Genomic DNA, 21,330 nt, shown 5'->3' with positions numbered 1-21,330 from the left:
AGTAGTTCGCGGTAGGTGAGGGTGCGGCAGTCGCCGGGTTCGCCTTCGAAGTGGATGGCGGGTTGGTCGCCGTGGCCGTCGAGGACGTGGCGGTCCAGGCAGTTGTAGGCGACGTTGAGTTTTCCGCCGACGAACCATTTCGCTACCGGGGCGTCGGTCCAGTCCAGGACTTGGGTGAAGGGTTCGTGCCAGTGCAACCGCCCGGCCTGCTCGGCCCAGAAAGCTTCCCGGTCGCCCGCCGCCGCCTGGTAGAACCCCGCGTCGGCGTTCGCCTGAGCGGCGAACTCCGCGCTCGGCGGGTAGGCGGTGGTGCTGTCGCGGTCATCGGTGGTTGCGCTGGTCACGCGAGATCTCCTAACGAAAGAGCAAGGGGGACGAGGAAGGCCGGGCAGCGATCAGTGCACCACCGCCTTCTCCGCGCCGACGCCGGTGAGCGAGCGGACCTCCATCTCCGCAGCCTTGGCCGGATCCTCGGACCTGCCGCCGACCAAGGTGCCGATGACGCCGAGCGCGAACGCCAACGGGATGGAGACGATGCCCGGGTTGGACAGCGGGAACCAGTCGAAATCCGATCCGGGAAGCATGGCGGTCTTGCTTCCGGAGACCGCGGGGGAGAACACGATCAGCACGATCGTCGAGATCAGGCCGCCGTACATGCTGAACAGCGCACCGGTGGTGTTGAACCGCCGCCAGAACAGCGAGAACAGGATGGTCGGCAGATTCGCCGACGCCGCGACCGCGAACGCCAGCGCCACCAGGAAGGCGACGTTCTGCCCGTTGGCCAGGATGCCCAGGGCGATGGCCAGCACGCCGATCACCACCGCGGTGATGCGGGACACCCGGACCTGTTCGCGCTCACCGGCTTTCCCGCGTTTGATGACGTTGGCGTAGATGTCGTGGGCGAACGAGGCCGACGCCGTGATGGTCAGGCCCGCGACCACCGCGAGGATGGTGGCGAAGGCGACCGCGGAGATCACGCCGAGCAGCACCACGCCGCCGAGTTCGAAGGCCAGCAGCGGCGCCGCCGAATTCTGCCCGCCCGCGGCCGCCAGGATGCGGTCCGGGCCGACGATCGCCGCCGCGCCGTAGCCGAGCACCAGGGTGAACAGGTAGAACGCGCCGATCAGGCCGATCGCCCAGACCACCGAGCGCCGTGCCTCTTTGGCGGTGGGCACGGTGTAGAAGCGCATCAGCACATGCGGCAGGCCCGCGGTGCCGAGCACCAATGCCAGGCCGAGGGAGAGGAAGTTGAGCTTCGAGGTCTCGCTGCCGCCGTACTGCGCGCCGGGAGCGAGCACGTCGCGCGCGGCGACGGCCTTGTTCGCCGAGCCGGAGACCGCTTCCTGCGCGGAGCCCAGGATGTCGGAGAAGTTGAAACCGAACTTCGCGAACACCATGACGGTCATCAGCGCCGCGCCCACGATCAGCAGCACCGCCTTGATGATCTGCACCCACGTGGTGCCCTTCATACCGCCGACCAGCACGTAGACGATCATCAGCACGCCAACCACGGCGATCACGATGGACTGCCCGGTCTTGTCGGAGATGTCCAGCAGCAGCGCGACCAGGCCGCCCGCGCCCGCCATCTGCGCGAGCAGGTAGAACAGCGACACGGTGAGCGTGGACAGCGCGGCGGCGGTGCGTACCGGGCCTTCCTTCAGCCGGAAGCTCAGCACGTCGGCCATGGTGAATTTGCCGGTGTTGCGGAGCATTTCGGCGACCAGCAGCAGCGCGACCAGCCAAGCGACCAGGAATCCGATGGAATAGAGGAAACCGTCGTAGCCGTAGACCGCGATGGCGCCCGCGATGCCGAGGAAGCTCGCGGCCGACAGGTAGTCGCCCGCGATGGCGACGCCGTTCTGCGGGCCGGAGAAGCCGCGCCCTCCGGTGAAGTAGTCGGCGGCGGTGGCGTTGTTGCGGCTGGCGCGGATCACCACGATCATCGTGAACACGACGAAGACGCCGAAGATGGCGATATTGGCGACCGGGTTGCCGACCGTCGCGGCGGCGGCATAGGTGTGCACGGTGTTCACGCTCGTTCTCCCTCGAGATAGCCGCGGATCTTCGCCGCGCGCGGATCCAGTTCCCGGTTGGCGAACCGCACGTACAGCGCGGTGATGGCGAAGGTGGAGACGAACTGGCCGAGGCCGAGCAGTAACCCGACGTTGACATCGCCGAACACCGCGCGGCTCATGAAGTCGTGGGCGTAGGCGCCGAGCAGGACGTAACCGAGGTACCAGAGCAGGAACAACGCGGTCATCGGAAACACGAAGCGGCGCAGGCGCGTTCGCAGTTCCTGGAATTGGGGGCTCGCCTGCACTTCGGCGAATTCTGCTGCGCTCGGCGCTCGCCGCGGGGCGGTGTCGTCGAGTTCGATACTGGTCATGAGTGTCCTACCGAGTGACGTGGCTTACTTCTCGAGGACGGTAAGCCAGGCCAGCGGCTCCCCAGTAGGCTGTGGCGTGGGTCACTCTGTGAAGGTGCCCGAATCTGCGCCGAGCGGTCGATGTGACGCGATGAACGGTCGGCCGCCCGGGCCTCGGTCAGTCCGAGCGCAGGCTGCGCTCGCGGTCGGCGCCCATGCCCAGTCGCTCCGGGGCGTGCATCCGGACGAAGATCCGGCTCACCGTCCTCGCGCCGAGTCCGCGGGTGAACGAGCTGACCAGCACCATGGTGGCGAACGCCAACGGCACGCTGATCGCCGCCGGATAGCCGAGCAGCGCCGCAGGCCAGCCGCCCGCCACCGCGTCGGAGAATCCGCCGGTGACGGAGACGGCGGTCGCGGTGCCCGCGGCGAGCCCGCCCGCGATCAGGCCGGCCGCCGCGCCCGCCGCGGTCAGCCCGCGCCACCAGATGCCCAGCACCAGCAGCGGGCACAGCGTGGAGGCGGCCACCGCGAAGGCCAGGCCGACGGTGCGCGACAGGTCCAGCGACACGACGGTCAGCGACAGCGCCAGCGGCACCGAGCCCGCGACCAGCGCGGCCGCGCGGAAGTCCCGGATCCGCCCGCGCAGCATGTCGGTGCTGAGCACGCCCGCGATGCTCACCAGCAGTCCCGACGAGGTGGACAGGAACGCGGCGATCGCGCCCGCCGCGGCCAGCGCCGCGAGCAGCTGCCCCGGCAGTCCGGCGACCACCGAGCCGGGCAGCAGCACCACCGCGGCGTCGGAGGTCCCGGTGATCAGCAGTTGCGGCACGTACAGCCGCGCGAAGACGCCCAGCAGGACGGGGAACAGGTAGAACAGTCCGACCAGGCCGATCACCGCGAGCGCCGTCGCGCGCGCGGCCCGCCCATCGGGGTTGGTGTAGAAGCGCACCAGCACGTGCGGCAGGCCCATGGTGCCGAGGAAGGTCGCGAGGATCAGCGAATAGACCTGGTAGGCCGGATGCGGTCCACCCAAGCCGCCGCCCGGCGCCAGCCAGCCCGTGCCGTCGGCGGGTGCGCCCGCGACCACCGGCACGGCGGCCCCGGCTTCCAGCACCAGCCGCGTGCCCGCGGACAGCTCGTGGGTGCCCGGCGCCAGCGGCACCGGGCCGTCGACCGCGCGGTCGTCCAGTGTTCCCGTGATCGAAACCCGCTGTGGCGCACCGACCCGCACCACCACGTCGGTGGTCACGTCGACGGTCGTGCGCTCGGACACCACCGGCGGGGCGGGCGCGCCCAGTTCCCGCTCGTCGGCGAGGAAGTGCCCGAGCAGCACCAGCGCGGGAAGGGCCACCGCGGTCAGCTTCAGCCAGTACTGGAACGCCTGGACCAGGGTGATCGAGCGCATCCCGCCGCCGACCACGTTGGCGAGCACGATCGCGCCCACCGCCACCGCGCCCACCCAGTCCGGCACCCCGAGCAGGATGTGCAGGGTCAGCCCGGCCCCTTGGAACTGCGGAATGAGATACACCGCGCAGACGAGCACCACGACGGTTGCCGCGAGCCTGCGCAAACGCAGTGAGCCCAGCCGGAATTCGGCGAAGTCGGGCACCGTGTACGCGCCGGAGCGGCGCAGCGGAGCGGCGACGAACAGCAGCAGCGCCAGGTATCCGGCGGTGAAGCCCACCGGGTACCACAGCGCGTCCGCGCCGTATTTCGCGATCAACCCGGCCACGCCGAGAAACGAGGCGGCCGAGAGGTATTCACCGGAGATCGCGGCGGCGTTCCAGCGCGGTCCCACGCTGCGCGACGCGACGAGGAAGTCGGAGGTGGTGCGCGCGAGCCGCACGCCGTACGCGCCGATCGCCACGGTCGCCAGCGCCGCGAGGACCAGCGCGGCCACCGTGAGCGCAGGCGCCGTGCCCGAGGTCATGGAGCGCTCCGGTGTCGGCGCATCGGTTCGGCGGGCGATGTTGACGTGATCGACTCGTTCATGGTGGAGGGCGCACCGTCAGTCCTCGGCCAGTTCGAGGAAGTCCTGTTCGTTGCGTTCGGCCAACCGCACATAGGTGCGGCCGAGCAGGAACAGCAGCGGGTAGACGGCTCCGCCGAGCAGCAGCCACGGCAACCGGATGCCCAGCACCGCCATGTCGCCGATCGAGCCGGTCCGGAACAGCACCGGCAGCGCGCACAGCAGCGCGATGCTCACCAGGCCCACGCGGAGCGCGAGCCCGAGTTGGGCGCGGATCAGGCCCCCGATGAGCGCTTCGCCGAACTCGGTTTGCTCGGCGACCTCCATCCGCGTGCGCACCCGCCGGGCGCCACGTCGCTCGGAGAGCACGACGCGCCTGCGGACCGGACGCTGCGGCCCGGTCACTGGTTGCCCCAGTGCTGCCGGGGCCGGTGCACCAGCCGTTGTTTCAGCTCACGAACCTGTCTTCGGCTGACCGGCAGTTCGACCGCCTGCGCGTCGCCCTCGGCCCGCAGGCACACCACGGTCCCGGAACCCACGCTGCGCAGCCCGGTCACCAGCCGCAGCGCCACCAGGTAAGACCGGTGCACCCGGAGGAATCCCGCGTCGTGCCAGCGAGCCTCCAGCGCCGACAACGGAATCCGCACCAGGTGCGATCCGGCGCTGGTGTGCAGCCGCGCGTAGTCACCGTCGGCTTCCACCCAGCTCACGCTCGATCGCGGTACCAGCGTGGTCACTCCGCCGAGTTCCACGGGGATGACCTCGTTCGGGTCGGTGCGGGCTTCGGCGGCGGGCGGGTGCGGCGCGCTGCGCGCCGCGGCGATCCGCCGCACCGCCTCCGCGAGCCGGTCCTCCCGCAGCGGCTTGAGCAGATAGTCCACCGCGCCCAGGTCGAACGCCGCGATCGCCCGGTCGTCGTGGGCGGTCACGAAGACCACGGCGGGCGCGGCCGCGAACTCCGAGAGGATGCCGGCCAGCTCCATGCCGTCCAGTCCCGGCATGTTGATGTCCAGGAACACCGCGTCGATCGGATGGGCGCGCAGCACCCGCAGTGCGCTGGTGGCGTCGCCCGCCGTGTGGATCTCGCCGATTTCGGTCCGCGCGCGCAGCAGATACACCAGCTCGTCCAGAGCGGGTTTCTCGTCGTCCACGGCAAGCACGCGCAGCGCGCCCGCCGGTTTGCCGGTAACGCGGGTCACAATCGCACCATCGTAAGGCGGTGTGCCGGTCTTACGCCCGGATGCCCGCGCGGAACTTGGGGACGCGGAGGCTGACCTTCGTGCCCGCGCCGGGCGCCGTTTCCACGACCAGGCCGTAGTCGTCGCCGAAGGCCGCGCGCAACCGGTCGTCGACATTGGCCAGCCCGACGTGCGCGGCCTCACCGGAGCCCGCCGGGCCCGTCCCGGTGTCGACGGCGTCCAGCGCGCCGGAGCGCAGCAGATCAGGGTCCATGCCGACGCCGTCGTCCTCGACGCTGATCACGCAGTCGGTGCCCGCGTCGGTGGCGACGATGCTGACGGTGCCGCCGTGCGCGGTGCCCGCCAGCCCGTGCCGCACCGCGTTCTCCACCAGCGGCTGCAACGCGAGGAAGGGCAGCACCACGCCGAGCACCTCGGGCGCGATCCGCAGCCGGACCTGTAGCGCGTCGCCGAAACGGGCGCGTTCCAGCGCGAGGTACCGCTCGATGTTGCGCAACTCGTCGGACAGCACCGTGAATTCGCCCGCGGCGCGGAAGGAGTACCTGGTGAAGTCGGCGAACTCGAGGATCAGCTCGCGGGCCCGCGCCGGGTCGGTGCGGACGAACGAGGCGATGGTGTTCAGCGCGTTGTAGATGAAGTGCGGGCTGATCTGGGCCCGCAGCGCGCGCACCTCGGCGCGGTCCAGCCGGGCCCGCGACGCGTCGAGTTCGGCCAGTTCGAGCTGACCGCAGGCGTACCGCGCCACCTCGGCGACCGCACCCAGCCGGCCCGGTCCCGGCTGCCCGGCGCTCACGACTCCCAGCACACCGGCCACGCCGTTGGATTCGACCAGTAGCGGTTGCGCGATCAACGTGCGTCCCGCGTGTTCGCCACGTCCCGGTCCGGCGACGAGCACCGGGCGTTCGCCCGCGACGGCGCGCGCGGCGGCTTCGCCGAAGTATTCGGCCAGTTCGGCGTGCGGGCCGTCCCAGGCGAGCAACGTGCCGTCGGGGTCGGCCAGCGCGAGCGCTTCGGCGCCGGTGAGTGCGCGCAGGTGCGGCGCAGCCTCCCGCGCGGACTGCTCGGTCAGCCCGCGCCGCAGCGGGACCGCCGCCAGCGACGCGGTGTGCAACGCCGAATGCACCGCCCGCTCTGCGGGGGTGGTCACCACTCTGCGGGTGCGCGACCAGATCAGCAGCGCCCCGGCGATCAGCGCCGCCGCCGCCGCGACGGCGAGTGCGGTGGTCATGGCGGGCATCGGCGCACGGACTGCATGGGCTGATTATCGCGTCGGCCGCAATCGTGCGCGAAGCAGTGGCGGTCCTGGTCCGAGATCGGGCCTGGATCTTTTGCTGCCGTCTGTGACGCTGCGAAGCGGCCTACGCCCTGGCCGGTCGCGCGACCCTCCACCCGACCCGAACTTCTGCACCGAGCCAGGGATCGCAGCGCCGGAAGGCGGCCGAGTGCGGCAACTGCCCGGCGCGCCCGGCTCGGCAGCGCCTGCGGGACGATCGCTCGGGCGAGCAGCGCATCGCCCCGCGGCGACTGGGCCGATCTCACCGGTGCCGCGGCGCGGTCCGGTTCGCGGGAGTTCAGCCCTGGTACTGCGGGACCGTGAACTCGATGGTGCCGGGTTCTGGGAAGTGCGCAGCGCCGATGCTGACCGTCGCGGTGAACTGGCCGATGCCGGGAAGGAACAGCGCGGAGTGGCCGCTGTTGCCCCAGTAGCCGGGGCCCTGCGCGACCACTTGGAACGTACCTTCCTGGCCGGTGTCGACGTTGCGGTAGTTCAGCGTGACCGGCAGCGTGCAAGGTCCGGCGCCGACCAGCGTCGCGCCCACGGTGAAGGCCGCCTGGTTGGGGTAGGCGTTGCCGTTGACCGACATCTCCACCTGACCCACGCACGGCCCCTGGGCCAGGGTGTACACGGTGGCGAACGCGGCGGGCGCGGCCGCGGCGGGCGCGGCCGTCGCGGCCAGTGCCGCCACCGCCGTAGCGGGAACCATCAAGAGCGCTGTCGTCGAATTCATCGACACCTCCACGATTTCGGGAAAATCCGGTCTGCCGTGCTGGCCCGTCCCCGACAAGCGCCGGCATCGTCGTGGGGAGGGAAGCAGAGATTACCGCCGAGCCACGGCCGCCGTTCGGGTGTTCCCGAATTCGGCACGACCCCGACACTCGCGGAAATCGGCCACTCACACGGCGAGTCCCCAGGACGCGCCGGTGATCTTCCCCACCGACACGCCGGACGCCCGAGTGCCGCCAGCGCGCCGGTCCGAAGCAGTCGGTGGGCACGCCTAGAATCGGTCCAGCCAACCCCCGTCGAGACCTTGGGAGGAAGGACCGTCTTGGCCGCCTCGTCCGGATCGTTCGTCCATCTGCACAACCACACCGAGTACTCCATGCTCGATGGTGCGGCCAAGATCTCGCCACTGTTCAGCGAGGCGAAACGGCTGGGGATGAACGCGGTCGGGATGACCGACCACGGCAACATGTACGGCGCCTCCGAGTTCTACAACTCGGCCAAGAAGCACGACATCAAGCCGATCATCGGCATCGAGGCCTACATCGCGCCCGCCTCCCGGTTCGACACCAAGCGCGTGCAGTGGGGCGATCCGAGCCAGAAGGGTGACGACGTCTCCGGCTCGGGCGCCTACACGCACATGACCATGGTCGCCGAGAACGCGACCGGCCTGCGCAACCTGTTCAAACTGTCCTCGCTGGCCTCCATCGAGGGCCAGCTCGGCAAGTGGGCGCGCATGGACGAGGAGATCATCGCCCAGTACGCCGAAGGCATCATCGCGACGACCGGCTGCCCCTCCGGCGAGGTGCAGACCCGCCTGCGCCTCGGGCACGAACGCGAGGCGCTCGAGGCCGCGGCCAAGTGGCAGGAGATCTTCGGGAAGGAGAATTTCTTCCTCGAGGTCATGGACCACGGCCTGTCCATCGAGCGCCGGGTCCGCGAGGGGTTGCTGAACGTCGGCAAGAAGCTGGGCATCCCGGCGCTGGCCACGAACGACTGCCACTACGTCACCAAGGACCAGTCCGCCAACCACGAGGCGCTGCTGTGCGTGCAGACCGGCAAGACGTTGTCGGATCCCACGCGGTTCAAGTTCGACGGTGACGGCTACTACCTGAAGTCCGCCGAGGAGATGCGCGCGCTGTGGGACGCCGAGGTGCCCGGCGCGTGCGACAACACGGTGCTGATCGGCGAGCGGGTCCAGTCCTACGACGACGTGTGGGCCTTCAAGGACCGCATGCCGATCTTCCCGGTGCCCGAGGGCGAGGACCAGGATTCCTGGCTGCGCAAAGAGGTCGACCGCGGCCTGGCGCGCCGGTTCCCGGACGGCGTGCCCGACGAGTACTACACCCGCGCCTACTTCGAATTGGACGTCATCAAGCAGAAGGGCTTTCCCGCCTACTTCCTCGTCGTCGGCGACCTCGTCAAGCACGCGCGGGAGGTCGGCATCCGGGTCGGCCCCGGTCGTGGTTCGGCGGCCGGTTCGCTGGTGGCCTACGCCCTCGGCATCACCAATATCGACCCGCTGCCGCACGGCCTGCTGTTCGAACGGTTCCTCAACCCGGAGCGCCCGTCCGCGCCCGATATCGATATCGACTTCGACGATCGCCGTCGCGGTGAGATGGTCCGCTACGCGACCGAGAAGTGGGGCACCGACCGGGTCGCCCAGGTGATCACCTTCGGCACGATTAAAACCAAAGCCGCGATCAAGGACTCCGCGCGTGTCCAGTTCGGCCAGCCCGGCTTCGCCATCGCCGACCAGATCTCCAAGGCGCTGCCGCCGCCGATCATGGCCAAGGACATCCCGCTGTCGGGCATCATGGACCCCGATCACGAGCGGTACAAAGAGGCCGCCGAGGTCCGCGAACTCATCGGCAACAACCCGGACGTGGCCAAGATCTACGAGACCGCGCGCGGACTCGAGGGCCTGATCCGCAACGCCGGTGTGCACGCCTGCGCGGTGATCATGTCCTCCGAACCGTTGATGGACGCCATCCCGGTGTGGAAGCGGCCCCAGGACGGGGCGATCATCACCGGCTGGGACTACCCGTCCTGCGAGGCCATCGGCCTGCTGAAGATGGACTTCCTCGGTCTGCGCAACCTCACCGTCATCGGTGACGCGCTGGACAACATCAAGGCCAACCGCGGCATCGATCTGGACATGGACAACCTGCCGCTGGACGACCCCGCGACCTACGAATTGCTCTCGCGCGGCGACACGCTCGGCGTCTTCCAGCTCGACGGCGGTCCCATGCGCGACCTGCTGCGCCGCATGCAGCCCACCGGCTTCAACGACATCGTCGCCGTGCTCGCGCTCTACCGCCCCGGCCCGATGGGCATGAACGCGCACAACGACTACGCCGACCGCAAGAACGGGCGGCAGCCGATCAAGCCGATCCACCCCGAGCTGGAGGAACCGCTCAAGGAGATCCTCGCCGAGACCTACGGCCTGATCGTCTACCAAGAGCAGATCATGTTCATCGCGCAGAAGGTCGCCTCCTACTCGATGGGCAAGGCCGACGCGCTGCGCAAGGCCATGGGTAAGAAGAAACTCGAGGTGCTCGAGGCCGAGTACAAGGGCTTCCACGAGGGCATGACCACGAACGGCTTCTCCGAGGCCGCGGTGAAGGCGCTGTGGGACACCATCCTTCCGTTCGCCGGCTACGCGTTCAACAAGTCGCACGCCGCGGGCTACGGCCTGGTCTCGTTCTGGACCGCCTACCTCAAGGCCAACTACCCGGCCGAGTACATGGCGGGCCTGCTCACTTCCGTGGGCGACGACAAGGACAAGGCCGCGGTCTACCTCTCCGACTGCCGCCGCCTCGGCATCACCGTGCTTCCGCCGGACGTCAACGAGTCCGAGCAGAACTTCGCCTCCGTCGGCAAGGACATCCGCTTCGGTCTCGGCGCGGTGCGCAACGTCGGCGCGAACGTCGTCTCCTCGATCATCCAGGCGCGCAAGGAGAAATCGAAGTTCACCGATTTCTCCGACTACCTCAACAAGATCGACGCCATCGCCGCGAGCAAGAAGGTCACCGAATCGCTGATCAAGGCAGGCGGTTTCGACTCCCTCGGGCATCCGCGCAAGGGCCTGATGCTGATCCACTCCGATGCCATCGACGCCGTGATGGCCACCAAGAAGGCCGAGGCGATCGGTCAATTCGACCTGTTCGGCGGCCTGGACGCGGACGAGTCGGTGACCTCGGTGTTCAACGTGAAGGTCCCCGACGAGGAGTGGGAGTCCAAGCACCGGCTCGCACTGGAGCGGGAGATGCTCGGCCTGTACGTCTCCGGGCATCCGCTCAACGGCGTCGAGCACGTGCTCGCGGCGCAGGCCGACACGCAGATCCCCGCCATCCTCGAGGGTGACATCAAGGACGGCACCCAGGTGACCGTCGGCGGCATCCTGGCCTCGGTGAACCGGCGCATCAACAAGAACGGCCTGGCCTGGGCCTCCGCGCAGCTGGAAGACCTCACCGGTGGCATCGAGGTGCTGTTCTTCCCGCAGTCGTACTCGGTGTACGGGATGGACGTCGTGGAGGACGCCGTGGTGCTGGTCAAGGCGCGCGTCTCGGTCCGCGACGACCGGATCTCGCTGATCGCCAACGATCTCGCCGTACCCGACCTGTCCGCGGTCGGCGTCGCGAAGCCGCTCGCGGTCACCGTCACCACCCGGATGTGCACGCCGGACAAGATCGGCGAACTCAAGCGGGTCTTGTCCAGGCACCCAGGCACGTCGGATGTGCATATCCGGCACGTCGGCGCCCGAGACAAGACCACGCTGCTGAAACTCGACGAACGCCTGCGAGTCTCACCGTCCTCGGCACTGATGGGCGATCTGAAGGCGCTGCTCGGCCCGGGCTGCCTGGCCAGTTGATCGGTGGGCTCCGCGCGGTGCGGAATCGGGCGGCTGCTCGGCTCGGCCTGCTCGCGAGGTTCGGTGTTGTCGGGAGCCGAGCCGTTGTCGGCGGGCCGATCGGCAATCTGGACGCGGTCGCAAGTGGAGCGATCGATCGGCGTGTGCTGCTTCGCGAGTGAACGGCGAGCTCGGTGCCGGTCGGGGATCGGGCCGTTGCTCGGCCGGTCCCGCTCGGCGGGTTCGGGGGGTGCGCGGTCGCGAGTGGTGCCGCTGGTAGGGCCCAGGTTGCGTGGCGGGCGATCGGCGCGATCGTGCGGTCCGCAAGCGGGCCGCCGGTCGGTCGGGTGCTGATCGGCGGATCTGCATAGTCAGGAGTCGAGCCACTACTCGATTTGCTCCGGACTGGCTGCGGCGGACGATGTTGCCGTCTTCGGTGCTGTGGGGCGGCCTCGATGCGCTGGTCCTACGCTGTGTGACCGCCTGCAGCGGGCTGCGCGCGTTACGAATCGAGCCATTGCTCGATCTGCGTGAGATTCGCGGCGGTGACGACGGTATCGCCGTCTTCGGCGTCCACAAGTTGCCAGTCACGCGGTGATACGGGATCGCGCACCAGGCGGTAACCCCCGCGTGTGGCTCGATCGGTCAGTTCCCGGAGCCGTTCGGCGATCGGATCTCGTGCGGTTTCATTCATGAGTCAGGTCTCCATGTGGGTTGTTGTCGTGCGGAATCCGGCGTGACGCGCCCGGTGGTGACCAGCGCGGCGAATGCGGCGCGTTTGCGAGCGCAGTCGTGTTCGCGGTGTAGTTGCATGGCGCGGTGTGCGGCGGCGATGGTCAGCTGCTGGGCAGGTGTCGCGCATGTCCACTCTTCCGGCCATCGGATCGGGTGCGAGTGTCGCTGCCTGCGAGCTGATTTCCGTCCAGCGGCCGGTCGGCGTGGCTGATCGGTGGGCCACACACAGCCGATGACGAGGAGTACCGTGCCGCATCCGGCGAAGATCGCCGCGATGCTCGACACCGCGGGCCATATTCCCACGCTCGCTCACCGCCGGCAGCCGTCGCCCGAACCGGTGCGCAGGTCCTCGGCGAGCCGGCCCAGTCCATCGAGCACCTCCTGGAAGGTTCGGGGTTCCGGCATGCTGTCGGCGGACAGCGCGGGACCGGTGTGATCGGTGGGGAAGTCGATGCCACGCCGGTGCGCGCGTTCGCGCGGGCTCGTCTCCTGCGGCACGATCCGGCCGTGCCGCACGAGGGTGTGAAAGGCGACCGCCTTCCACGCACACCGATCGACCCGGCATTCCCGGTGCCGCCGCATCTGCCGATGCGCCAACTCCACCTCGGCCGAACCGCAAATACCCGGCGGCGCAACCAAAACGCCTTCATCCCCGCGAAAACGCAACATATTCCCAATTCCTCCATAACCCACCGGGGCCGGTGATGTCGAGTGGCACACGGCTGCGGCATTTCGCGAGAAGGCCTCTCGACCGGGTGTCGTTGATCTTGAAACGCGCGGACGTCACGCCTGCGGGGAGCCGGATGGCTCGGGTGCCAGCGTGTTTCGGCCGCGTTGGGTGATTTCGTAGCGGCCTCTTCGGGCTCCCGCCACGATGAGTTCGTGGCTGACCAGGTTCGCCAGCGCGTGGCGGGTCTTCCACTCGGTGAGGCAGGCCGACACCTCGATCTGATGTTCGGTGAGCATCCCGCCGCAGTTCAGCGCCCGCAGGATTCGGACCTGTGCGGCGGAGAGGCTTCCCTGTTGCTTGGCCATGCGGCTATGTTGCTGCAGGCCAACAGCATCTGGGCTGGGAAAACGGACGGCCCGACGAAGTCTGCCATTTGCGCAGAGTCCGGACCGGTGCACACGTAGTTCGACGTCCGAACCGGACCGGATCCTGGGCCGTTTCGGACCGAGCAGGGGAAAAGGGGAGCGATGGGGAAGGACGATCAGCCTGGTTCGACGTTGCCGCGTCGGCAACTCGGGCGGGCACTGCGAGAGGCGCGAGAAGGTGCCGGGTTCACGCTCGAGCGGGCCGCGCAGCTCATGGAGATGGGCAAGACCTCGGTCGGCCGGATCGAGAAGGGGCAGAACGACAAGGTCATACTGCGCGATGTGGAGGCGTTCGGCAAGCTGTACGACCTGGACGCGGAACAGATCGAAGAGCTTAAAATTCTTGCGCAGCAGTCGCCTACGAAATCATGGTGGCAGGCGTCCCGCAATCTGATTATGCCTGGATTCAACACGTATCTCGGGCTCGAATCCGGGGCGTCGCAACTTGCAATGTACCAGCCACTCGTTATCCCGGGCCTGCTCCAAGTAGCCGATTACGCGCGAGCAATTGAGCGGCCGTATCTTCCGAATGATACTCAGGAAGATATCGAGCGCCGTGTAGAACTTCGATTGCGGCGGGCGGCGATCCTGACTCTGCGAATAAACCCTGTAAGAGCTGAGTTCGTGGTGCACGAGGGTGTTCTGCACACGATCGTCGGCTCCCGTGCCGTCATGGCTGCGCAACATAGACACATGGCGGACATGAGCACTCGCCCAAACGTCACCGTGCGGATACTGCCATTCACGGCCGGGTTTCCGGGCGACTGTGTCCCCGTACTGCCTTACATCATGCTCGATTTCCCGGTGTACGGTACGGGCGGTCGATCGGAGCCTCCAGTCGTATACGCCGAAAACAACACCGGCGTAATGTTTTTCGAAGGCGAGGACGATGTGAAGCGCTACCGCAGAATCCACGAAACGATCCTGTGCGCTGCGCTGGAGGAACAACCATCGAGAGACCTGCTCCGGCAGGTGGCAAGGAGATATGAACAGTGACTATCGGCCTAACCGGCGCGCGATGGTTCAAGTCGACACACAGCGGCACGGGGAACGAATGTGTCGAAGTCGCCTGGCTGGAGGCGGGCTATGTCGGTGTTCGCGATTCGAAGAACCCGACCGGTCCGGCGTTGATCTTCGCGCCGGGCCAGTGGGATGCCTTCGCCGCTGGCGTCCGTGGCGGGGAGTTCAACCGGCCGGGCTGAATAGATCCCACCGTCCGCAGCAGCGGCCTGCATCCGGGCTACATGGGGCCGGGGCAAGGCCGCTGCCGTTGCGAAAGGAGCTGTCAGACCATGTCGGCCAGTAGCGGGGCTGGTGCGGGCTCGGTCGCAGCTCGCGCCACCTCCTTGCGGTGCAACGCGTGGCTGCACGCCACGACGGCGAGTGCGGCCACGCCGAGAACTACGCCGATCCACGCCACCGCCGGGTAGCCGAGGCCCGCGCCGATGGCGAGACCGCCGAGCCAGGGGCCTGCGGTGATGCCGACGTTGAACGAGGAGATGTTCGTGGCTCCCGCCAGGGTGGGCGCGTCGCCCGCGAGGGTGAAGACGCGGCTGTTCAAAGTGGGATTGATGCCGAACCCGAAGGCTCCCAACAGGAATGACAACAGCACGACGGGCACAGGGTGTTCCATCGTGAGGGCGAGCAGCGCCGAGGTGAGCACGCCGCCGGTGATGCCGACGTACAGGCTGGTGAGCGGGCGAGTGTCGGCGGAGCGCCCACCGACGACGATGCCGAGGAACGCGCCGAGCCCGTAGACGCCGAGTACCACCGGGATCCAGCCGTCCGCCATGCCGGTGACGCGCGACAGCAGAGCGCCGAGGTAGGCGAAGGTGACCATCAGGGCGGCGATGGCGAGGGCGGTGGTGGCGTAGGACAGCCAGAGCGCGGGGCGCATCATGGTGCGCAGTTCGGTGCGCATTCGGGTCGGCGCGTCGGTCCGTCCGCCGGGGATCTTCGCCAGCACGCCGATCCCGGCCGCTGCCGAGAGCAGCGCCACCGCCCAGAACGCCGCCCGCCAACCCAGTTGCTGCCCGATCACGGTGCCCGCCGGGAGCCCGATGATGATGGCCAGGGTGAGCCCGCCCGCGACGATGCTCATCGCCTTGCCGCGCGCGGTGGCGGGCACCAGGCCGATCGCCGTCGTCGCAGCGACCGCCCAGAATCCGGCGTAGACGAACGCGCCGACCACCCGCGTCGCGAACAGCACCCAGTAGTCCGAGGTCAGTGCTCCGACCACGTGGGTGCCGACGAACACCGCGAGAAAGGCGAGCAGTGCGGTGCGCCGCGACCAGCGCAGCGTCGCGACGGCCAGCACCGGCGCGCCCACCAGCATGCCCAGGGCGAACCCGGAGATGAGCAGGCCCGCGCGCGGCACGGAGACGCCCAGGTCTGCGGCCAGCTCGGTGAGCAGGCCCGCGAGCATCAGCTCCGAGGTGCCCTGGGCGAAGATCGACAGACCCAGGACGTAGATCGCCACGGGCATCGGTACCTCCTTATATTGTACTGATCTATCCAAAATGAGGGCACGGCAAAGCCGTCGCCAGGGGTGGAAGGTTCAGAGCGCGTCGAGCGCGGTAGTCGCGATGGCGGCCAGTGTCTCGCGATCCGCGCCGCCGCGTGCGGCCACTCGCATGCCGCCGATGGTGGCGATCACGAAGTGGGCCAGCGCGGATGGGTTCTTGTCCGGTGCGATCTCGCCCGCGCGTCTGGCCGTTTCGAACGCGTCGGTCAGCACGGCGAGCCGTCGCTCCTGGTCGGCGGCGAGTACGGCGGCCAGTTCGGGGTCGCGCGGGGCCAACTCGATCGTCGAATTGACCACGAGACAGCCGAGCGGGTCCTCCTCGGGCGCTTCGACGATTTGCCACAGCAGTGCGTGGATCTTCGCGCGCACCTCCGTCCGGCTGTCGAGCAGGTCGAATGTCGCGGCGTTCTTGGTCGTCATGTAGCGGCGCAGGGCGCGCTCGAACAGGTCGCGTTTGCTGGTGAAGGTGTTGTAGATGCTGCTGCGGCCCAGTCCGGTCGCGGCGCACAGGTCTTCGGTGGAGGTCGCTTCGTACCCCGTGCGCCAGAACGCGTGCATCGCCGCGTCCAGCGCGCGGTCCTCGTCGAACAACCTGGGGCGTGGCATGGGTTCACGCTAGCACGGTTTTGAACAGATCGTTACAGTATATTCCGGACGGGGCTCCGACCTGCGGTGTTCCGATGTCCAAGCGGCTGTTAAGCATTCGATTGGCGCGGTGGCGGACAGTTCTCGGCCAGTCGTCCACTCCCAGGAAAGAGGATCGTCATGCAAGCCATACTCCGGAGCCTGCGCCTGCTCGTACTCGGCGCCACCGTGCTCGCGGCCGCGTTGGCCGTCGCGGCGGTCGGTGCGGGGGCCGCGAACGCGGGGTCGGTGTACGCGATCGAGTTCGCGCCGGGGAGCGACCACGCGTCCATCGACGGCGCGGTGGTTCGCGGCGACGCCGACACCTACGCGTTCGAGGCGCGGGCCGGGCAGACGCTGATCACGGAACTCACCTCCGTCGAGGGCAACGCGCGGTTCAGCACCACCGCGCCCGACGGAAGCGTCCTGTGCCTCGAGGAGACCTGGAGCCGGATCACCCTGCCGCGCAGCGGCTACTACACCATCTCGGTGGAGCCGAGTCGCGGCAACGCGACCTACACCTTGTCGGTCCGCATCGTCTGATCGTCAGGGCGACACCGCGACACCGAGCGTCTGGGCGACCAGGAAGCGGGGAGCGTGCTCCCCGTAGAACGACTCGGCGTCGCGGATCTCGAAACCGGCGTCTGTCACCAGGCCGCGAATATCGCGGTTCAGGTGGCAGCCGCCGAACAGTCGTTTCTGGACCGGGTTCAGCCGGTTCTGCCACGCCCGCACCTTCTCGTCCGGCGCCAGCCCGTGCTCGACGAAATGCAGGGTCCCGCCGGGGACGAGCACCCGGCGCACCTCGGCGAGCGCGGCGGCGATGTCGGGGATGGTGCACATCGTCCAGGTCGACAGCGCGCAGTCGAAGGTGTCGTCCGGGAAGGGCAGCGCCTGCCCGTCCAGCCCGGCCCGCTCGATCGGCACGGTGGCGGCGGTGACGCGGTCGCTCGCCAGCCGCCAGCCCAGATCGGCGGGCTCGACCGCATGCACCGACGCGACCGTCGCCGGATAGAACGGCACGTTCAAACCCGAACCGAAACCGACTTCCACGACCTGCCCGTGCAGATCGGCGCAGGCCCGCTCGCGCAGCGGATCCAGGTCCCGCATCCCGCAGGCCAGGTTGACGATCCGGGGAACCACGTGTTCCGCATAGACACCCACACCTCCACTCTTGCAGGCATCGCCCGTCCGGGCCAGGGGCCTACGGCGACAACCCGGTGGGCGCCCCGCGCCCAGCCCGGTCAGCGTGGTGGCGCGGATCGAGTGAAGCGACTTCAGCCGGGCTGGCGGCAAGCCGGGACCGCACATGCCGCTGTGGTCGAGCTCGGTGGCTGCGCACGCGGCTCTGGTCAGGTCGGGTGTCGGTGGTCGTGCGCGCTGTTGTGCCGAGGGTCGGTGTTCGCGGTGCTGTGCGCTGTTGGGCCTGGGTCGGTGTTGGTGGTGGTGCGTGCCCCTGCGCCCGGGGTCGGCGTCCGTGTTGATGGTGGTGCGCGCTCTTGTGTGGGAGGCCGAGTTCACGTTGGTGGTCGCGTGCGCTGTTCGGCCTGGGTCGGTGTTCGCGATGGTGGTCGCGTGCGCCGTTGTGCCGGGGCCGGTGCTCATATCTGATGGCTGTGCGCGCCATTGTGCCCGGGTCGGTGCTCCTATCCGGTGGCTGTGCGCGCCGCCGCACCCCAGGTCGGTGTCCGTATCCGGCGGGCCGGGTGTGCCCGTGCGATGCTGGCGCGGTGACTTTGTTCGAGGTGTGGGCGCCGCGGCCGGAGGCGGTGCGATTGGATCTGGAGGGTGTCGTCCACTCGATGACTCGGTCGCCGGACGGGTGGTGGCGCACCGATATTCCGGCCGTGAGCGGAGCCAGGTACGGCTTCCTGCTCGATGACGACCCGACCGTGCTGCCCGATCCCCGCTCGCCGCGCCAGCCCGACGGGGTGCACGCCCGCTCGGCGCTGCACACTCTCGATCCGGCGGGGTGGACGGACGCGGACTGGACCGGGCGGCCGCACGCCGGGGCGGTCTACTACGAACTGCACATCGGAACGTTCACCCCCGAAGGCACCTTCGACGCCGCGATCGACCGGCTGGACCATCTCGTCGGACTGGGCGTCACCGTGGTCGAAGTGATGCCGGTGAACGCCTTCGACGGCACGCACAACTGGGGCTACGACGGCGTGCTCTGGTACGCGGTGCAGGAGAGCTACGGCGGGCCCGACGGCCTCCAGCGCTTCGTCGACGCCTGCCATCTCCGGGGACTGGCGGTCTGCCTGGACGTCGTCTACAACCATCTCGGCCCGTCCGGCAACTACCTGCCGCGCTTCGCGCCCTACCTGACCGAGGGCCGCAACACCTGGGGGCAGAGTCTCAACCTCGACGGCCCGCAGTCCGACCACGTGCGCGGATACATCCTCGACAACGCGGTGCGCTGGTTGCGCGATTTCCACATCGACGCGCTGCGCGTGGACGCGGTGCACGCCTTGGTCGACCGCACGGCCACCCACCTGCTGGCCGAGCTGTCGGTCGCCGTCGAGCGGCTGGCCACCCACGTGCGCAGGCCGCTGACGCTGATCGCGGAGAGCGATCTCAACGACCCGAAGCTGATCACCCCGCGTGCGGCAGGCGGCTACGGCCTGACCGCGCAGTGGAACGACGACCTGCACCACGCCGTGCACACCGCCGTCTCCGGTGAGCGGCAGGGCTATTACGCCGACTTCGGCTCGCTGCGCTGCCTGGCCCGCACCCTGAAGCACGGGTTCTTCCACGCCGCAACGTATTCCAGCTTCCGGGGCCGCACGCACGGCAGGCCGATCGATCGCGGCCTGATCCCGGGCAGCGCCCTGCTGGCCTACACCTGCGACCACGATCAGATCGGCAACCGGGCGCTCGGTGACCGCCCCAGCGCCTACCTGACCGACGGCCAGCTCGCGATCAAAGCCGCCCTCGTCCTGTGTGGCCCGTTCACACCGATGCTGTTCATGGGGGAGGAGTGGGGGGCGCGCGCGCCGTTCCAGTTCTTCACCTCACACACCGACCCAGAAATCGCCGCCGCCACCGCATCCGGGCGCAAGAAGGAGTTCGCCGCACACGGCTGGCCCGCAGGCGAGGTGCCCGACCCGCAGGACGTGAAGACGTTCCTGCGCTCCAAGCTGGACTGGACCGAAGCCGACGAGCCGGAGCACGCCCGGCTGCTGTCCTGCTATCGCGCCCTGCTCGCCCTGCGCCGTGACCGGCCGGAGCTCAGCGACCCCTGGCTGACCCACGTTTCGGTGGACTACGACGAGGCCGCGCGATGGATCGTCGTGCGCCGGGGCACGCTGGCCCTGATGTGCAACCTCGGCGAGGACCAGGTCGCGATCCCGATCGCGGGCCTCCCGCTGCTGTCCTGGGATTCCCCGACGATCGGCCCTTCCGCCACAACCGTTCCCGGCCACTCCTTCACCCTGCTGGAAACCGCGCTGCCCGGCCCGCGCCGATAGCGTGGAATCCCAGCTCCGGGCCGCTTTTCGGGCGGTTCCGGGATAGCGGGCGTACCACTGTCCGAGACAGGTACTTTGCCGGAATCGTCCCATGCCATTACCGTGGAGAGATGAGCAACGTCGCTTCCGGGGACCTCGCGGTTCTTCCCCCGGGGATGGGTGGCAGCGCCGCCGCCGAATTCGCACCGTTCGTGCGTGCTTTCGCACGGGCATTCGGCACTCGCCGGGGTGCGGGCGCGGCGTTCACGCTGCACCGGCACGGAGAGCCGCTGGTCGACATCTGGGTCGGTTCCGCTGGTGACGCTCCGTGGACCAGAGACACCGGCACGATCATCTTCTCGGCCACCAAGGGGATCGCCGCCACCGTCGTGCATCGTCTCGCCGACCGCGGGTTGCTCGACTATTCCGCCCCCGTCGCGGAGTACTGGCCGGAATTCGGCGCCAACGGCAAGCGCAAGATCACCGTCCGCCAGATGCTCACCCACCGGGCGGGACTGTCCGCGCTGGCCCCCCTCGCCACCGGCGGACTGGCCGACGTGCTGGATCACGAGCTGATGGAGCAGCGCCTGGCCGCGGCGAAGCCCGACCGCCTGCTCGGCGTGCCCACCTACCACGCGCTCACCTTCGGCTGGCTGGTCGGCGGCTTGGCCCGCGCGATCACCGGCACGAGCCTGGCCGAACTGTTCCAAACCGAGGTCGCCGAGCCGCTCGGTATCGACGGCCTGCATCTGGGCAAGCCACCGGCCGACGCGGCGATCACCTACGCGCCGCTCGCGGGCACCCAGCTGAGCATGCTCGGAAAGCCGCTGGGGGCCGCGGTTCTCGGCCGTAGCCACCGGATTCCCGGCGCGCTCGGGGCCGCCACCCGCTGCCTGTTCCTGCCCGGTCTGGAAGCCATTCTCGAGGGCGCCAGCCCGCCGATCCTGGAGACCGAACTCGGCGCGGGCAACGGTGTGTGCACCGCGCCCGCGCTGGCCACGATGTACGGCGCGCTCGCAGGCGACGGCACCGTGGCGGGCGGCAGGTACCTCGGCCGCCGCACCATCAAGGCGCTGCGCCGGGTCGAGACCTATCAGCCCGACCGCGCGCTGTTCTACCTGCCGATGATGTGGCGGCTGGGCTACCACTCGCTGCCTGCGCCGGGCGCCCACGCCGGGTTCGGGCACATCGGCCTCGGCGGTTCCTTCGGCTGGGCCGAACCCCGGCTGGGCCTGTCGGTCGGCTTCGTGCACAACCGGTTGTCCGCCGCGCAGATCGGCTACGACCAGACGGCGGCATTCTGGCTGTTGCCGCTCATGATGAACTGCCTGCGCGCTTCCCGCCGCCGCATACCGGCGGCGGAAACGCCCAAGGCGGCCTGACCCGGCGGCGGTCCGGCCGAGCTGGAGTCGACCCACCGAGGATGCGGCTCAGGCCGGGTCGATCCGCCGAGGACGCGGCTGAGGTGGGGCCGACCCGCCGAGGACGCGGTTCAGGCCGGGTCGACCC

General features: G+C 69.0%; 20 protein-coding genes. 6 read left to right on the top strand and 14 right to left on the bottom strand.

Annotation, left to right across the window (positions count from 1 at the left end):
- The 8 genes from ABZ420_RS12835 to ABZ420_RS12800 all read right to left on the bottom strand — a co-directional run.
- Window positions 1-344: acetyl-coenzyme A synthetase N-terminal domain-containing protein (locus ABZ420_RS12835; protein ID WP_357121041.1), on the bottom strand; the 344-nt coding region annotated here is incomplete at its 3' end.
- A gap of 51 nt (window positions 345-395) precedes the next feature.
- A complete protein-coding gene (locus ABZ420_RS12830; RefSeq protein ID WP_357121039.1) occupies window positions 396-2,033 on the bottom strand; it encodes a cation acetate symporter in 1,638 nt (545 codons plus the stop codon).
- Window positions 2,030-2,386, bottom strand: coding sequence for a DUF485 domain-containing protein (locus ABZ420_RS12825; protein WP_357121036.1), 357 nt, complete (start codon window positions 2,384-2,386; stop codon window positions 2,030-2,032). Before ABZ420_RS12825 ends, ABZ420_RS12830 begins: the two co-directional genes overlap by 4 nt.
- Window positions 2,387-2,543: 157 nt before the next feature.
- Entirely contained in the window at window positions 2,544-4,298 is a 1,755-nt protein-coding gene (locus tag ABZ420_RS12820; RefSeq protein WP_357121033.1) for a cation acetate symporter, read from the bottom strand.
- A gap of 78 nt (window positions 4,299-4,376) precedes the next feature.
- A complete protein-coding gene (locus tag ABZ420_RS12815) occupies window positions 4,377-4,742 on the bottom strand; it encodes a hypothetical protein (RefSeq protein ID WP_357121030.1) in 366 nt (121 codons plus the stop codon).
- A complete protein-coding gene (locus tag ABZ420_RS12810) occupies window positions 4,739-5,536 on the bottom strand; it encodes a LytTR family DNA-binding domain-containing protein (protein ID WP_357121027.1) in 798 nt (265 codons plus the stop codon). The genes ABZ420_RS12815 and ABZ420_RS12810 overlap by 4 nt, the downstream gene beginning before the upstream one ends.
- Before the next feature lie 31 nt (window positions 5,537-5,567).
- The gene (locus ABZ420_RS12805) at window positions 5,568-6,764 is read right to left on the bottom strand and encodes a histidine kinase (protein ID WP_357121025.1); all 1,197 of its coding nucleotides are present in this window, start codon (window positions 6,762-6,764) and stop codon (window positions 5,568-5,570) included.
- A gap of 343 nt (window positions 6,765-7,107) precedes the next feature.
- The gene (locus ABZ420_RS12800; protein ID WP_357121022.1) at window positions 7,108-7,545 is read right to left on the bottom strand and encodes a hypothetical protein; all 438 of its coding nucleotides are present in this window, start codon (window positions 7,543-7,545) and stop codon (window positions 7,108-7,110) included.
- Between the two features lie 318 nt (window positions 7,546-7,863).
- Here ABZ420_RS12800 and dnaE point away from each other — a divergent pair, with 318 nt between their 5' ends.
- The gene (gene dnaE / locus ABZ420_RS12795; RefSeq protein ID WP_357121019.1) at window positions 7,864-11,412 is read left to right on the top strand and encodes a DNA polymerase III subunit alpha; all 3,549 of its coding nucleotides are present in this window, start codon (window positions 7,864-7,866) and stop codon (window positions 11,410-11,412) included.
- A gap of 481 nt (window positions 11,413-11,893) precedes the next feature.
- On the opposite strand, the gene ABZ420_RS12790 is transcribed toward dnaE, so the two are convergent.
- The 3 genes from ABZ420_RS12790 to ABZ420_RS12780 all read right to left on the bottom strand — a co-directional run bounded on the left by ABZ420_RS12790 (window position 11,894) and on the right by ABZ420_RS12780 (window position 13,161).
- On the bottom strand, window positions 11,894-12,085 hold the full coding sequence (locus ABZ420_RS12790) for a hypothetical protein (protein ID WP_357121017.1): 192 nt from the start codon (window positions 12,083-12,085) through the stop codon (window positions 11,894-11,896).
- Between the two features lie 350 nt (window positions 12,086-12,435).
- Window positions 12,436-12,729 (bottom strand): hypothetical protein, encoded by a 294-nt coding sequence (locus tag ABZ420_RS12785; protein ID WP_357121014.1) that lies wholly within the window; start codon window positions 12,727-12,729, stop codon window positions 12,436-12,438.
- A 180-nt stretch (window positions 12,730-12,909) separates the two neighbouring features.
- Window positions 12,910-13,161: a hypothetical protein gene (locus ABZ420_RS12780; RefSeq protein ID WP_357121011.1), complete on the bottom strand. Its 252-nt coding sequence runs from the start codon at window positions 13,159-13,161 to the stop codon at window positions 12,910-12,912.
- A 162-nt stretch (window positions 13,162-13,323) separates the two neighbouring features.
- Between ABZ420_RS12780 and ABZ420_RS12775 the strand changes: the two genes are divergently transcribed.
- The gene (locus ABZ420_RS12775) at window positions 13,324-14,217 is read left to right on the top strand and encodes a helix-turn-helix transcriptional regulator (protein WP_357121007.1); all 894 of its coding nucleotides are present in this window, start codon (window positions 13,324-13,326) and stop codon (window positions 14,215-14,217) included.
- Complete coding sequence (locus ABZ420_RS12770) at window positions 14,214-14,423, top strand: DUF397 domain-containing protein (protein WP_357121004.1); 210 nt, start codon at window positions 14,214-14,216, stop codon at window positions 14,421-14,423. Before ABZ420_RS12775 ends, ABZ420_RS12770 begins: the two co-directional genes overlap by 4 nt.
- An 83-nt stretch (window positions 14,424-14,506) precedes the next feature.
- Here the strand turns inward: ABZ420_RS12770 and ABZ420_RS12765 are convergent, their stop codons facing one another.
- On the bottom strand, window positions 14,507-15,706 hold the full coding sequence (locus tag ABZ420_RS12765) for a Cmx/CmrA family chloramphenicol efflux MFS transporter (RefSeq protein WP_357121001.1): 1,200 nt from the start codon (window positions 15,704-15,706) through the stop codon (window positions 14,507-14,509).
- A 72-nt stretch (window positions 15,707-15,778) separates the two neighbouring features.
- On the bottom strand, window positions 15,779-16,351 hold the full coding sequence (locus tag ABZ420_RS12760; RefSeq protein WP_357120998.1) for a TetR/AcrR family transcriptional regulator: 573 nt from the start codon (window positions 16,349-16,351) through the stop codon (window positions 15,779-15,781).
- Between the two features lie 159 nt (window positions 16,352-16,510).
- Here ABZ420_RS12760 and ABZ420_RS12755 point away from each other — a divergent pair, with 159 nt between their 5' ends.
- Entirely contained in the window at window positions 16,511-16,912 is a 402-nt protein-coding gene (locus ABZ420_RS12755) for a hypothetical protein (protein ID WP_357120995.1), read from the top strand.
- 3 nt (window positions 16,913-16,915) lie between these two features.
- Here ABZ420_RS12755 and ABZ420_RS12750 read toward each other — a convergent pair whose 3' ends face one another.
- Window positions 16,916-17,533 (bottom strand): class I SAM-dependent methyltransferase, encoded by a 618-nt coding sequence (locus tag ABZ420_RS12750; RefSeq protein ID WP_357120992.1) that lies wholly within the window; start codon window positions 17,531-17,533, stop codon window positions 16,916-16,918.
- Between the two features lie 566 nt (window positions 17,534-18,099).
- On the opposite strand from ABZ420_RS12750, the gene treZ reads away from it, so the two are divergent.
- Both treZ and ABZ420_RS12740 read left to right on the top strand, forming a co-directional pair.
- Window positions 18,100-19,842, top strand: coding sequence for a malto-oligosyltrehalose trehalohydrolase (gene treZ, locus ABZ420_RS12745; RefSeq protein ID WP_357120989.1), 1,743 nt, complete (start codon window positions 18,100-18,102; stop codon window positions 19,840-19,842).
- 110 nt (window positions 19,843-19,952) lie between these two features.
- Window positions 19,953-21,203 carry a serine hydrolase domain-containing protein gene (locus tag ABZ420_RS12740; RefSeq protein ID WP_357120986.1) on the top strand — a complete coding sequence of 417 codons (1,251 nt, stop codon included), beginning with the start codon at window positions 19,953-19,955 and terminating at the stop codon, window positions 21,201-21,203.
- Window positions 21,204-21,330 lie beyond the last annotated feature (127 nt).

Origin of the sequence: Nocardia sp. NPDC005745 (assembly GCF_040630775.1) — a bacterium.
In the GTDB taxonomy this organism is placed as follows: Bacteria; Actinomycetota; Actinomycetes; order Mycobacteriales; family Mycobacteriaceae; genus Nocardia.
The sequence above is the reverse complement of the archived record's forward strand: the minus strand, read 5'-3'. Positions and strand labels throughout refer to the sequence as shown.

Coding starts and splice junctions, on each gene's coding strand:
- ABZ420_RS12825 (WP_357121036.1), bottom strand. CDS start 2,386: ATGACCAGTATCGAACTCGACGACACCGCCCCGCGGCGAGCGCCGAGC.
- ABZ420_RS12820 (WP_357121033.1), bottom strand. CDS start 4,298: ATGACCTCGGGCACGGCGCCTGCGCTCACGGTGGCCGCGCTGGTCCTC.
- ABZ420_RS12805 (WP_357121025.1), bottom strand. CDS start 6,764: ATGACCACCGCACTCGCCGTCGCGGCGGCGGCGGCGCTGATCGCCGGG.
- ABZ420_RS12800 (WP_357121022.1), bottom strand. CDS start 7,545: ATGAATTCGACGACAGCGCTCTTGATGGTTCCCGCTACGGCGGTGGCG.
- ABZ420_RS12790 (WP_357121017.1), bottom strand. CDS start 12,085: ATGAATGAAACCGCACGAGATCCGATCGCCGAACGGCTCCGGGAACTG.
- ABZ420_RS12780 (WP_357121011.1), bottom strand. CDS start 13,161: ATGGCCAAGCAACAGGGAAGCCTCTCCGCCGCACAGGTCCGAATCCTG.
- ABZ420_RS12775 (WP_357121007.1), top strand. CDS start 13,324: ATGGGGAAGGACGATCAGCCTGGTTCGACGTTGCCGCGTCGGCAACTC.
- ABZ420_RS12765 (WP_357121001.1), bottom strand. CDS start 15,706: ATGCCCGTGGCGATCTACGTCCTGGGTCTGTCGATCTTCGCCCAGGGC.
- ABZ420_RS12760 (WP_357120998.1), bottom strand. CDS start 16,351: ATGCCACGCCCCAGGTTGTTCGACGAGGACCGCGCGCTGGACGCGGCG.
- ABZ420_RS12755 (WP_357120995.1), top strand. CDS start 16,511: ATGCAAGCCATACTCCGGAGCCTGCGCCTGCTCGTACTCGGCGCCACC.
- ABZ420_RS12740 (WP_357120986.1), top strand. CDS start 19,953: ATGAGCAACGTCGCTTCCGGGGACCTCGCGGTTCTTCCCCCGGGGATG.